Genomic DNA, 11,969 nt, shown 5'->3' with positions numbered 1-11,969 from the left:
CGCCAGCCGCGCCGTCAGCCCTTGGCTGCGGTAGAAGCCCGTGTTGCATAGACCGTATAACCGAGACCCTACATGCCCAGCCAAGATGAGATTTTGAAAGCCAAAATTTTGGTCGTCGATGATTCCCCCGACAATGTTGACCTGATGCTGGAAATCCTGCGCGATGCCGGCTACACCGACGTCACGGCCACCATGCGGCCGGCACAGGTCTGCCCCCTGCACCGGGAGCATTGCTACGACCTGATCTTGCTGGATCTGCAAATGCCGGAACTCAATGGTTTCCAGGTCATGAAAGGCTTGAAGGAAATCGAACACGGCGGCTACCTGCCCGTGCTGGCCCTGACGGCGCAACCGAGTTTCAAGATCGCCGCCCTGGAAGCGGGTGCGCGCGACTTCATCAGCAAGCCTTTCGACCTGATGGAAGTGCATAAACGTATCCACAACATGCTGGAAGTGCGCCTGCTGTACAAGGAACTGGCGCAATACAGCAAGCAGCAGCAGGAGCTGGCGCTGCACGATCCGCTGACGGGCTTGCCGAACCGGCGCCTGCTGGAAGACCGCATCGAGCATACCTTGCAGCAATCGGCCCGCAGCCGCGGCAAATCGGCCATCCTGTACCTGGACCTGGACGGCTTCAAGGCCATCAACGACAGCTACGGCCACGGCTATGGTGACGACATCCTGAAAATGGTGGCGGCACGCCTGGTGGGCGCGTCGCGCAAGGAAGACACGGTGGCGCGCATCGGCGGCGATGAATTCGTCATCGTGCTGGGCAACCTGGCCGGCAAGGGCGACGCGCGCGAACCGGCGGCCAAGCTGATCGAAGTCATTTCCGAACCGTATTTCATCAACGACCTAACCCTGCGCCTGTCGACCAGCATCGGCATCGCCATCTACCCGGACGACGCCAGCACCGTCGAATCCCTGCTGGGTGCGGCCGACACGGCCCTGTATGAAGCCAAGCGCGCCGGTAAAAACCGCTTTTGCTGCACGCCGCACGAAGTGATCGCGTCGCAGGTCAACATGCAGAAAAGCAGTATTCCGTCGATCGCCTGAACTTACTTTCCGCGCGGCACGTAACAAAACCGGCAAGCCTCGCGGCCAGCCGGTTTTTTTATGTCCAGCAAGCTTTATTTCTTGCCAGCCGTCACTTCATGCTGGCCCGCATGCTGGTGGTCTGTTTGCGCATCAACGGTTTCCGGCGGCACTTCGATGCGCGTGATGCCGGCATCGACGGAGATCGGGTCGCTGGCGGGGAAGGTCATTTCCACGGCGTCGTCGAGCAATTCTTCCTTGGCCCGCTCTTCGCCGCTCATGCCCTCTTCATCGGCCAGGATGGCCAGCGCGCTGGCCCATTTGACGAAATTGAGGTTGGACAATTCGCGCACGGTGGTCACGCCAAACGCTTGCTGCAAGGCCTTGGCGTCCTTCGGGCTGACGCCGCGCAGGGCGCTGATGGGCGCATTGACGATGTCGCGGAAGCTTTTGTCGAGGTATTCCTTGTCGACGATGGTATCGATATTCATGGCATGTCCTTTCGTTTCGGTAAGCGGGCCAGTGCTGCATGGGGGAGGCACAGCCCCACTATGGCAGCGTAGAGCGCCCCGGTATGTGCGCAGCCGTACGTAACGGCAGGAACGGTAGCTGCTGGCGCAAACGATAATATTGTCTATCACATAAAAATGATGGAAGGAGATTAAAATTGCCGAAAAGACAGAAATTTTCCATCCATGCGCCCCGCGATGAAATCCTCATGTATGATCCACAACTTGAATTTGGTCCTCACCTTTCACCATTCACGGGGCGCTATGTCCGCACAAACAGATCCGAACAAGGAAACGGCCCAGGCCGATGCGGAACGCGCCGCCGATCTCAGCGAGTTGCTCGGTCATGTCAACACCAGCTGGGACAATGAACGCCGCGCCCTGTCGCGCCAGCTGCATGACAGCCTCGGTTCTTCGCTGACGGCCCTGACCATGCACTTGTCGCTGCTGACGCAAAAGATGCCGCAGGAAGCGGCCTTGCTCGACCGCGCGGCGACCATGAAGCAATTGCTGCTGAACGTGATTGAAACCAACCGCCAGATGCAGATGAAGCTGTGGAACGACAAGCTCGAGTTTCTCGGCGTGAATGTGGCGCTGGGCGAGCTGGCCGCGCAATTTGCCGAACAGCACAAGATCGCCGTGCGCTGCAGTCTGCCAGAAGATGAGCTGATTTGCCCGCGCAACGTGGGCGTGGCCCTGCTGCGCACCCTGGAAGAAGCGCTCGGCAACATCGCCGCGCACGCCAATGCCACGCAGGTGGACATCATCATCGACGACAATGACGAGGCACTGATGATGACCGTTAAGGATGACGGCGTGGGGCTGCCAGCGAGCGAACCCGTCGAAATGAGCAAGCACGGCCTGCGCGCCGTGCGCGAGCGCGTGCATTACCTGGGAGGCACCCTGAGCCTGGCAGCCAATCCACAAGGCGGCACGGCCCTGACCGTCGTCTTGCCGCGCATTACGCCAAAAGAATAGTCTTTGCCAGGCCGCATCGGGCCAGAACACTGCAGGAACACCCCGAACGCAGAACGATTCGACGACAGGAGACCGCATGCAAGGACTCATCCCCACCCTGCTGGCAACGCTGCTGGCCACGGGCGCCGCCCAGGCCGCCGACAAGGCCGTGCCGCCGCCGGAAACCGTGGACAAGCTGGCCTGGCTGGCCGGCTGCTGGAACGTCGACGGCGCCGAGCCCGGCTCCGGAGAACAATGGAGCACGGCCGCCGGCGGCACCCTCCTCGGTACCAGCCGCACCGTCAAGGGCGGCAAGACGACGGCCTTTGAATTCGTGCAGATCCGCCTCACCGACCCGGGCCAGCTGGCCTACATCGTGCAGCCGTCGGGCCAGCCGCCCGTGACCTTCAACCTGCTGCGCCAGGACAAGCCGAATGAATTCATCTTCGCCAACCTGGACAATGACTTCCCCAGCCGCATCATCTACCGCCACGACAGCGAGCGCATCTTGCACGCCAGCATTACCGGCACCTTGAAGGGCAAGCTCACCACCATAGACTTCCCCATGACGCGGGGCCGCTGCGAAGTGGCACCCGTCACGCGCAGCAAATGAAAAGGGGCCTCGCGGCCCCTTTTTGATGGAATAGCAACGGCTTAGTGCAGCTTGACCTGTGGCGTGCTGCGCTTGATCAGGAAACGCCCCATGGCCATGACGGCCGTGCGCACGCTGCCCAGCACGGCGTTATGGTGCATCAAGTGCAGGCTGACATACATCATGCGCGCGACAAAGCCTTCGACGAACCAGCTCAGGCCCTTCAGCGAACCCATCAGGGTGCCCACCGAGGTGGTGCGGCCGAACGACACGAGCGAACCGTAGTCCAGGTATTCGTAGGGCTTGGTTTGCGGCGGCTTGCCCTTGGCTTGCAGCAGGAATGTTTTCAGCAGGTAATCGGCTTGCTGGTGCGCGGCCTGGGCGCGCGGCGGCACCAGCTTGCCATCGGGCCCCGTGCAGGCGGCGCAGTCGCCCAGCGCGAAGATATTCGCGTGGCCCTGCACATTGAGCATGCCCGTCACTTCCAGCTGGCCGGCGCGGTTGGTCGGCAAGCCCAGGGTGGCCAGAAATTCCGGCGCGCGGATGCCCGCAGCCCACACGCAGATGTCGGCCGCATAGCTGGTGCCGCTGGCTACCGTCACCTTGTCGGCTTCGATCGTGGTGACGCGCGTATCGGTTACCACGCTGATGCCATGCTGGTGCAGCAGTTTCGAGGCGGCAATCGACACGCGCTCGGGCAACGGCGCCAGGATGCGCGGCGCCCCTTCGAGCAGGGTGATGCGCACATCCTTGATGGCGTTGAGATTCTGGAAACCATACGCCGCATACACGCCGCTCGCCTCGCGCAATTCGGCCGCCAGCTCGACTCCCGTGGCGCCGCCGCCGATGATGACGATGTCGACGCCGGGATGGCCCGCGTCGCCCTGGCGCTGCTCGGCCATGGCCAGCAGTTTCAGCAGGGTCAGACGGAAACGTTCGGCGTCTTCCGTGGCGTTCAGGGAAATCGTGTTTTCCTTGGCGCCGGGCACGCCGAAGTAATTCGAGGTGCTGCCCACGGCCAGCACCAGCTGGTCGTAGCTGACGGTGCGCTGCGGCAAGAGCTGCTCATCCTTGTCCGTGGCGATGGCGCCCACGGTGAGGCTGTTCGAGGCGGCATCGAGCGCGATCAAAGGACCATAGACATAGGTAAAACCATTGTCGTGCGCCAGCATCTGGTACGACAGGCCCTCTTGATGAATGTCCAGGGTGCCGGCCGCCACTTCATGCAGCGACGGCTTCCAGATATGGTACAGGCGGCTGTCGACCAGGGTGACCTGGCCGGCGCCGAGCTTGCGGCTGAGTTTGCAGGCCAGCTCCAGGCCGCCTGCACCTCCCCCTACGATAACGATTTTACTATGCAAAGATCCTCCTGCTTATTAATCCCTGTGCCCGTTGCCGTTGCCGTGACCATTGCCATTGCCATTGCCATGACCTTTGCCCGGCTTGTTGTCATGCTTGTCGCGCTTGTCATCATGCTTGTCAAAGTGCTTGTCATGCTTGTTGTCATGACGGCCGCGATCGCCGTAATCGGGACGGCCATGGTCGCCATGCTGCTGGCGGTAACGGGGCACATATTGGTTGTTATACCAACTATCTTGAACGAAATATACCTCTTGGTTACAGGCATTATACTTGCGGCAGTGCTTGGACCAGTGTTTGGCATGGCCAGGCGGCACGCGCAGGTAGATCGGACGGGCCGAATAGTATTGCGGGCGCTGCACGATGACGGGCTGGGCATAGATCAATTGCGGCGCCGGATAATCGCCGATGTCGAGGCGTCCGTAAAAGCCTGGCTGGCCGACGGTGACGGAGACGCCGACCTGGGCGACGGCAGCGGTAGCTGCCGACAGCAAGACGGCGGCAAGAATCAGGGTTTTCATGGGGACACTCCTTTTATCAGTTATGCCGCAATTGTAGACCTTGTGTGACCAACTGTTTGTTCGCAAGGACACATAAGGATTGCCGTGGCAATCTCACCACAGTTTGCCCAAGGGCACGACCAGGCCGCTGAACAGCGACCAGTCCGGCGACGCCACCGTCAAGCCGCGCGCCATGCCGATGTCGATGGCCAGCCGTGGCGTGGGGGTGTAGGTGGCGGCCAGCAGCAATTGCGCCGTGGCCGGCGCGCCGCGCAGGCGCGTACCCGACACTTCCGCCGTGGCGCCCCAGCGCTCACTGACGGGCGTGGAAAAGGAGGTCGCCCAGCCCGCTTGCCCCCGGCCCGTCGCCGGGTCGGAGGCCCCCAGGCGCGTGGCGCTCAGGTTGGCGTCCAGGTGCACGGCGCCCAGGTCGCGGCTGAAAATGCCATTGAGCGACACGTCGCTCTTGCCGCTGCCGATGCTGTCTTTGGCTGTGGGCAACTTCCAGCCCAGTTCCAGGCCCAGCGCCGTGGCGCTGTCGAGCAAAAAGGCGCGCTTGAGCACGACCGTCGTATCGCCCAAGCCCGTCTCGCGCCGGCCCGTGTCATCGCGCGCACGCACGAATCCCTCGCCTTCAAGCAGCACGCCCCATTCGGGCGTGAACGCCAGTTTGAAGGTATATGGCAGACTGGCACGCCGCGTGTCGTCCGTTTTCGACAGCAGGCCGCCCGCCTCGAATTCCAGCTGACCCGGCACGGGCAACTGGGCGGGGCTGGCCACGGAAGGACGGTAAGGCAGGACGGGATCGCCCTGCTGTGCCTGCGCCACGGGCATCAGGGACAGCAGCAGGGATAAGCAAAGCAAGCGGGGAAATAACATGAAAGACCCGGAAGTAGTAAACGCGCAATAGCGACAGCCTACCACCGCCGCGCCGATTGCGCCCGAGCCAGCCCCGTTTCAGGCCAGGCGCCGCACGTCCTGCCTGGCGGCTGGCGCTGCCCGGCGCAACGGCATGACGTTGCTGGACGCTGGTACAGCCATCTGTTGCGCCTGGGCATGCAAGCGGAATACGCCCACCAGTTCCGTCAGGGTCTGCGCCTGGTCTTGCAGCGATTCGGCCGCCGCGGCCGCCTCTTCCACCAGGGCCGCGTTTTGCTGCGTCACCTGGTCCATTTGCAGCACGGCCTGGTTGACTTGCTCGATGCCGGCGCTTTGCTCGGCGCTGGCGGCCGTGATTTCCTGCATGATGTCGGCCACCTGGCGCACGCTGGCGACCACTTCATCCATCGTCTTGCCCGCGTCATGCACGAGTCTGGAACCGATCTCCACCTGCTCGACGGAGTCGCCGATCAGGGTCTTGATTTCCTTGGCGGCACTGGCAGAACGTTGCGCCAGGTTGCGCACTTCGGACGCGACGACGGCGAAACCGCGTCCCTCCTCGCCCGCCCTGGCCGCTTCCACGGCCGCGTTCAAGGCGAGGATATTCGTCTGGAAGGCAATGCTGTCGATGACGCTGATGATGTCGACGATCTTGCGCGACGAGGCATTGATCGACTCCATCGTCTGCACCACCTGCCCCACCACGGCGCCGCCCTTGCCGGCCACGTCGGATGCGGCGCCGGCCAGCGCATTGGCCTGGCGTGCATTGTCCGCATTCTGCCGCACGGCCGACGTCAGCTGCTCCATCGACGACGCCGTTTCTTCCAGCGAACTGGCCTGCTCTTCCGTGCGGGACGACAAATCGAGGTTGCCCTGGGCGATTTCACCCGAGGCCGTGTTGATGGTGTCCGTGCCCGAACGCACCTGGCTGACGATGCCCACCAGCTTGTCGCGCATGGTTTTCATGGCAAACAGCAGGCTGGCGCTGTCGTGGCTGGCCGTGCGGATGTCGACGGTAAGGTCGCCCTCGGCGATGGCGCCGGCGATCCTGACGGCATACGCCGGTTCGCCGCCTAGCTGGCGCGTCAGTCCGCGCGTGATCAGCGCCCCCAGCGCCAGGCCTGCCGCCACGCTGCCCAGCACCAGCGCGATCATGAAACTGCGGCTGGCCTGGTACACGCCGGATGCCTGCTCGGCCGCCGCCTTGGCCCGCGCTTCCTTCTGCAAGGACAATTTATCGAGCACGCCGTCGAGCTCGTCCGCATGCTGGCGCGTCTTGGCCAGCAGCGCCGTCAGCTGCGCGCTGCGCTGCGCCAGCGGCTCGGCCGCCGCCAGCGCCAGCGACTGCTGCAAGGTGCTCACATACTCGGCCTCAACGGTGGCGAAGCGGGCAAACAGCTCCTTGGCGGCCGGCGTGACGAACAGCGGCTGGGCCTTGGCCAGGTTGCTCTTGTTCTCTTCCAGATATTTGGCGATATCGGCCTGGCGCCCCGCGCGCTCTTCGCTGGTGGTCGCCAGCAGAAAATTGCTGCGCGCGCGGCCCACCTTGATGAGGGCGATATTGGCTTCCTTGATGTACGACAGCCCCAGCAACTCATGGTTGTACATCTGCCCCGCCATGGTGTCGATCTTGCCCATGTTGAAGATGCCGATGCCGGCCACGACGGCCCCCATCAGCGCCACGCAAAAGAAGGCCGCGAGCAGGCGCGTCCCCACTTTCATTTGATTCAACATGTTTCCTCCTAGACAAGTCGATAGCCAATAATTTAAGCGTATGACTTGAATATAAGGAAAAAACGGCCACTAAAATGCTCGGATTGTCACTAAGCAACAATTCCTTGATTTAAAGCAACATACCCCGGAGCTTGCCGTGCTAGCAAACCCCGAGGGACGGGAGCGTCAATGTCCGCTGTGCCCGCCTGGCTTGCGCACCGTCATTTCCACGCCACCCTTGGCCGGCAGCTTGCCCCTGCCCTGGCCGCGCACGGGTTCCGGCAAGGCGCCCGTCCATTCATAAGCCACGCTGCCGGCCGGGTGCTTGTACCAGCCCGGATCGCGGTAGTCGCCCGGTTTCTGGTCCTTGCGCACCTTGACTGTCGTAAACATGCCGCCCATGCCGATGGCGCCGAACGGACCGTCGCCGGCCATCATCGGCAGGGTATTGTCGGGGATCGGCATCTGCATGTCGCCCATGTCGGCCATGCCCCGCTCGCCCATCACCATGTAGCCGGGCACGAGCTGGTTGATCTTCGCCGCCACGCCCTGGTGGTCGACGCCGATCATGGTCGGCACGTCATGTCCCATGGCATTCATCGTGTGGTGCGACTTGTGGCAGTGGAAAGCCCAGTCGCCGAGGTCCGTAGCGGTAAACTCCACAGCGCGCATCTGCCCCACGGCCACGTCCGTCGTCACTTCGGGCCAGCGCGATTCGGGGCGTGTCCAGCCGCCGTCCGTGCCCGTCACCTCGAATTCATGGCCATGCATGTGGATCGGGTGATTCGTCATGGTCAGATTGCCCACGCGCACGCGCACCTTGTCGCCCTGGCGCACGACCATGGGGTCGATGCCGGGGAAGACGCGGCTGTTGAAGGTGAACAAATTGAAATCCGTCATGGTCATGATCTTCGGCGTGTAGCTGCCCGGGTCGATGTCATAGTTGCTGAGCAAGAAGACGAAATCGCGGTCCACCTTCATGAAGTTCGGGTCTTTCGGGTGCGTCACCCAGAAACCCATCATGCCCATGGCCATTTGCGTCATTTCATCGGCATGCGGGTGATACATGAAGGTGCCGGGCCGCTTGGCGACGAATTCATACACAAAAGTTTTACCGGGGGCGATGCCGGGCTGGGTCAGGCCAGTGACGCCATCCATGCCGTTGGGCAAGCGCTGGCCGTGCCAGTGCACGCTCGTGTGTTCCGGCAATTTGTTGGTGACGAAGATGCGCACGCGGTCGCCCTCCACCACTTCAATCGTCGGACCTGGCGACTGGCCGTTGTAGCCCCACAAATTGGCCATCATGCCGGGCGCCAGTTCGCGCACGACGGGTTCGGCCACCAGATGAAATTCCTTGACGTTGTTGTTCATGCGCCAGGGCAAGGACCAGCCGTTCAGGGTGACGACGGGGTTGTACGGACGCCCGTTCGGCGGTGGTGGCGGCGCCTTGGTGTCGGCGCCGGCCATGCTGACGGCTTCAGGCAACGAGGCCGCACCGACTCGGCTGACGGCCGCCGCACCCAGGGCGACGGCGCCCGCGTTCATGAAAAAGTTTCTACGTGTAATCATCATTATTCCTTCTCGGCTGGGCCGCTGCCATTGATGGCCGACTGCAATGTTGTTTGGGCGATCCAGAAATCGCGCTGGGTCTCGATGGCGCCGTTCACGCTGGCCACCTGCTCACGCGCGTCGGCCAGCAGCTCGAATACGCTGGCCAGCATGCCGTTGTAGCGCAGCAGCACTTCGTGCGAGATCGTCTTGCGCAGCGGCACAACTTCATCGCGGTAGTGGCGCGCCAGGTCGTAGGCCGTGCGGTAGCTGGAATAGGCCTCGCGCACTTCCGAGCGGGCCCGTACAGCCGTGCCCGCCGTGCGCTGCAGCGACTGTTCATACAGCGCTTGCGCCTTGGCATTGCGCGCCGAACCCCAGTCGAACAGGGGCAGTTCCAGCGACACTTCGTAGCCGTTTTCGCGCGGCGCCTCGCTGCTGCTCTTGTTGGTGTAGCCCACGTCGAGCACGTTGACGAAGCCCGTCACCTTCGACAAGCCCAGCGCGCTGGCCGTCGCATGCGCGTCGAGTTTCGCGCTTTGCACGTCGAGCCGCTGTTCCATCGCCTGCGCCTCGATATTGCCCGCCTCCGCCGCCTGAGCCGGCAAGTCGGGCAGGCGCGGCGGCAAAGTAAAACTGGTCTGCTTGCCCCACAGGCCCAGCAAGCGCGTCAGGTGCTCGCGCGTCACCAATGCCTGGTGGCGCGCGCGCGCCAGGTCGCTGACGGCATCCGCGTAAAACACTTGCTGGCGCGCCTGGTCGAGGCGGCTCCAGTTGCCCGCCTGCCGCAAGCGCGTGGCCAGTTCCGCACCCGCCTCGGCCGACAGCAGCGCGCGCTGCATGAACTGTTCCGTCTGCACGGCGGCCACCGCATTGAAATAGGCACGACGGGTGTCGGCCGCCAGTTGCACGGCGCTGCTGGCGGCTTGCAGCTTGGCTTGTTCGAAACGGCCCCGCTCGATGTTCAAGCGCATCGGCATGGTCAGCAGGCCGGCCAGGTCGAAGCTGACGCCGCGGTCGATTTCGTTGCCGTGGCTGCCGTGCGAGCGGCCGAACGACAGCCCGGGATTGCGCAAGCGGCCCGCCTGCACCAGGTCCGCTTCGGACGCGCCCAGTTCGGCCAGCGCCACCTTCATGCCGTGGTTGTTCATCAGGGCGATGCGCACGGCGCTGTCGGCGTCCAGGGGCTGGGCCAGCAAGGCAGCCAGTTTTTCCTCGCCCCCCTCGCCGGCCAGCGCCGCGGGGGCGCCCGTGCGGACGTCGGCCAGCGTGGACACCGTCCGCAGGCGGCCATCCTGGCTGAAGCTGGCGCAGCCGCTCAGCAGCAGGACGGCCGCCAGCGCCAGCGGCGTCAGGCAAGTTGATTGTGTGAAACGGGCCATGTCAGTGTCCTTCATGCTGGTGGTGCTGATGTTGCGGGGCAGGCTTGGCATCCGGCTTGGGGCTGGGGTTGGGCTGGGCCATCGGCATCTTGTGCCCTTCCATCTTGTGGCCATCCATCTTGTGGCCATCCATTTTCATCATGCCCATGTGGCCGCCGGCCTTGCCGACTTTGTCGTTGACGGCGCGCCAGGTCTGGTCGGGCGTGGCGTCTTCCTCGGCGGCGGGACGGTAGCCGGCAAAGGCGGAACGGTAAGTGGTGGCCGGCACGGATGCTTGCGCCTCTTGCGGGGCGGACGGGGACTGCGCTGCGGCGGCCAGCGGCAGCACAGCCAGCGCAAGGCTGAACAGATGTTTCATGGTAGTCCTTGAATGACAGGGTATGGCGCGGCGGGCGCGCGACTGGAACGCTGGCGCGGCCGGTGCAAGGCTCAGGATGCTGGGACGTGCGACGGCGGCACCGCCAGGTTCAACGGGCGGTCAGGCGGAGCGCGTGCTTCTCGGGGGACGTTCGGGACCAGGCGGTATATGCCCGGCGAACAGGGAATCGGGCGCCAGCGCCGGAAGCGGCGCGCGCAGGGTCAAGGCGTGCAAGACGGGCATGCCGGGCGGCGCCGTGGCACCCACGGTGCAGGCGCCATGGTTGCTGCAATCGTGGCCGTGATGCGTGGCGCCGCCATCGTCCATGGCCATTTTCATCGGCTGGTCCGCCATTTGCATGTCGGCCATGTCGTGGCACGTGGGCGCCTCGATTGCGACAGCCGTGACGGTGACGGCGACCGCCAGCTCGTCCACGCAGCAGCTGCGCATGGCCGACGCAAAGCCCTGCAAGGGCAGCGTGACGGCCAGCAGCCAGAGCAGCGAGCGGGCGAGAAAGCGGAAAAAGGCACGGTTCATGGCACAACTATAAACCTTCCCACATGAGGAAGGTCAAGTCCCTATTTGCGCCGGTAGCCGTGCGTCAGCCAGATGACGTAGACACCGTAGTAGCCCTGCCCTTCGAATATGACCTGGCCGTCGGCGAAGGAGATTGTCTCCACTTTATTGACGATGAAATACGCGCGGTTGTCCGCCGCCTCCACGTCGCCCCAGTAGCGTGGAACCTGGTTCCGGTAGCCGCTGGCTCGCCCGATCGCGTCCATCAAATCGCTGATCATGAAGTCGTACAGCATGTCGGCCAGCAGCGGCCGGTGGCCCGCCAGCATGGCCGTGATGTCGGGATAGCCGGCCTGCATCAGCTCGGGCAAGTCGCTTTCCTCGTCCTGCAGGTCATCCTCGCGGCAAGTCTGGATAAAACTGTTGAACGGCTCGTCGAGCAGGGGCGCCAGCGCCGTTTCCGGCACGCTCAGGCGGAACGGATGCAGCGGCAGCACGCTGTGCTGGCCATAGTTGAGTCCGCGGCAGCCCAGATAGGCCAGCGGGTGCGGCTGTCCAGCAACTTCGCAGCGGATGCCAAGTTCTTGCTCAAACGTCATTCATCCACCCCTGCCATACCCT

General features: G+C 63.5%; 13 protein-coding genes. 3 read left to right on the top strand and 10 right to left on the bottom strand.

Annotated features, from left to right (window positions below):
- Positions 1-72 precede the first annotated feature (72 nt).
- Positions 73-1,056: a GGDEF domain-containing response regulator gene (locus ACPJXG_RS10030; RefSeq protein WP_035820059.1), complete on the top strand. Its 984-nt coding sequence runs from the start codon at positions 73-75 to the stop codon at positions 1,054-1,056.
- Between the two features lie 74 nt (positions 1,057-1,130).
- Here the strand turns inward: ACPJXG_RS10030 and ACPJXG_RS10025 are convergent, their stop codons facing one another.
- Positions 1,131-1,526, bottom strand: a complete 396-nt coding sequence (locus tag ACPJXG_RS10025) for a hypothetical protein (RefSeq protein WP_219306912.1) — start codon at positions 1,524-1,526, stop codon at positions 1,131-1,133.
- A gap of 282 nt (positions 1,527-1,808) precedes the next feature.
- Here ACPJXG_RS10025 and ACPJXG_RS10020 point away from each other — a divergent pair, with 282 nt between their 5' ends.
- Together ACPJXG_RS10020 and ACPJXG_RS10015 are read left to right on the top strand one after the other, a co-directional pair.
- The gene (locus ACPJXG_RS10020; protein WP_425254125.1) at positions 1,809-2,522 is read left to right on the top strand and encodes a sensor histidine kinase; all 714 of its coding nucleotides are present in this window, start codon (positions 1,809-1,811) and stop codon (positions 2,520-2,522) included.
- Between the two features lie 76 nt (positions 2,523-2,598).
- On the top strand, positions 2,599-3,114 hold the full coding sequence (locus ACPJXG_RS10015; protein ID WP_425254124.1) for a DUF6265 family protein: 516 nt from the start codon (positions 2,599-2,601) through the stop codon (positions 3,112-3,114).
- Between the two features lie 41 nt (positions 3,115-3,155).
- On the opposite strand, the gene ACPJXG_RS10010 is transcribed toward ACPJXG_RS10015, so the two are convergent.
- From ACPJXG_RS10010 to ACPJXG_RS09970, 9 genes are all read right to left on the bottom strand, one after another.
- Entirely contained in the window at positions 3,156-4,454 is a 1,299-nt protein-coding gene (locus tag ACPJXG_RS10010) for an NAD(P)/FAD-dependent oxidoreductase (protein WP_035820065.1), read from the bottom strand.
- A gap of 15 nt (positions 4,455-4,469) precedes the next feature.
- Complete coding sequence (locus ACPJXG_RS10005; RefSeq protein ID WP_219306916.1) at positions 4,470-4,973, bottom strand: hypothetical protein; 504 nt, start codon at positions 4,971-4,973, stop codon at positions 4,470-4,472.
- 93 nt (positions 4,974-5,066) lie between these two features.
- Complete coding sequence (locus ACPJXG_RS10000) at positions 5,067-5,831, bottom strand: transporter (protein WP_425254123.1); 765 nt, start codon at positions 5,829-5,831, stop codon at positions 5,067-5,069.
- Positions 5,832-5,909: 78 nt separating this feature from the next.
- Positions 5,910-7,565, bottom strand: coding sequence for a methyl-accepting chemotaxis protein (locus tag ACPJXG_RS09995; protein ID WP_425254122.1), 1,656 nt, complete (start codon positions 7,563-7,565; stop codon positions 5,910-5,912).
- A 165-nt stretch (positions 7,566-7,730) separates the two neighbouring features.
- A complete protein-coding gene (locus ACPJXG_RS09990; protein WP_425254731.1) occupies positions 7,731-9,113 on the bottom strand; it encodes a multicopper oxidase family protein in 1,383 nt (460 codons plus the stop codon).
- A 2-nt stretch (positions 9,114-9,115) separates the two neighbouring features.
- On the bottom strand, positions 9,116-10,474 hold the full coding sequence (locus tag ACPJXG_RS09985; protein ID WP_425254121.1) for a TolC family protein: 1,359 nt from the start codon (positions 10,472-10,474) through the stop codon (positions 9,116-9,118).
- A 1-nt stretch (position 10,475) separates the two neighbouring features.
- Entirely contained in the window at positions 10,476-10,832 is a 357-nt protein-coding gene (locus ACPJXG_RS09980) for a hypothetical protein (RefSeq protein WP_425254120.1), read from the bottom strand.
- Positions 10,833-10,952: 120 nt separating this feature from the next.
- The gene (locus ACPJXG_RS09975; RefSeq protein WP_425254119.1) at positions 10,953-11,369 is read right to left on the bottom strand and encodes a hypothetical protein; all 417 of its coding nucleotides are present in this window, start codon (positions 11,367-11,369) and stop codon (positions 10,953-10,955) included.
- A gap of 41 nt (positions 11,370-11,410) precedes the next feature.
- The gene (locus tag ACPJXG_RS09970; RefSeq protein ID WP_035820072.1) at positions 11,411-11,947 is read right to left on the bottom strand and encodes a hypothetical protein; all 537 of its coding nucleotides are present in this window, start codon (positions 11,945-11,947) and stop codon (positions 11,411-11,413) included.
- Positions 11,948-11,969 lie beyond the last annotated feature (22 nt).

Origin of the sequence: Janthinobacterium sp. NFX145 (assembly GCF_049810325.1) — a bacterium.
Taxonomy (GTDB): domain Bacteria; phylum Pseudomonadota; class Gammaproteobacteria; order Burkholderiales; family Burkholderiaceae_D; genus Janthinobacterium; species Janthinobacterium rivuli.
This window is presented reverse-complemented; position numbering and strand designations above follow the sequence as displayed.

Bases quoted from the DNA above. Each gene is read 5' to 3' on its own strand.
- ACPJXG_RS10030 (WP_035820059.1), top strand. From the start codon at position 73: ATGCCCAGCCAAGATGAGATTTTGAAAGCCAAAATTTTGGTCGTCGAT.
- ACPJXG_RS10025 (WP_219306912.1), bottom strand. From the start codon at position 1,526: ATGAATATCGATACCATCGTCGACAAGGAATACCTCGACAAAAGCTTC.
- ACPJXG_RS10020 (WP_425254125.1), top strand. From the start codon at position 1,809: ATGTCCGCACAAACAGATCCGAACAAGGAAACGGCCCAGGCCGATGCG.
- ACPJXG_RS10015 (WP_425254124.1), top strand. From the start codon at position 2,599: ATGCAAGGACTCATCCCCACCCTGCTGGCAACGCTGCTGGCCACGGGC.
- ACPJXG_RS10005 (WP_219306916.1), bottom strand. From the start codon at position 4,973: ATGAAAACCCTGATTCTTGCCGCCGTCTTGCTGTCGGCAGCTACCGCT.
- ACPJXG_RS10000 (WP_425254123.1), bottom strand. From the start codon at position 5,831: ATGTTATTTCCCCGCTTGCTTTGCTTATCCCTGCTGCTGTCCCTGATG.
- ACPJXG_RS09995 (WP_425254122.1), bottom strand. From the start codon at position 7,565: ATGTTGAATCAAATGAAAGTGGGGACGCGCCTGCTCGCGGCCTTCTTT.
- ACPJXG_RS09990 (WP_425254731.1), bottom strand. From the start codon at position 9,113: ATGATTACACGTAGAAACTTTTTCATGAACGCGGGCGCCGTCGCCCTG.
- ACPJXG_RS09985 (WP_425254121.1), bottom strand. From the start codon at position 10,474: ATGGCCCGTTTCACACAATCAACTTGCCTGACGCCGCTGGCGCTGGCG.
- ACPJXG_RS09980 (WP_425254120.1), bottom strand. From the start codon at position 10,832: ATGAAACATCTGTTCAGCCTTGCGCTGGCTGTGCTGCCGCTGGCCGCC.
- ACPJXG_RS09975 (WP_425254119.1), bottom strand. From the start codon at position 11,369: ATGAACCGTGCCTTTTTCCGCTTTCTCGCCCGCTCGCTGCTCTGGCTG.
- ACPJXG_RS09970 (WP_035820072.1), bottom strand. From the start codon at position 11,947: ATGACGTTTGAGCAAGAACTTGGCATCCGCTGCGAAGTTGCTGGACAG.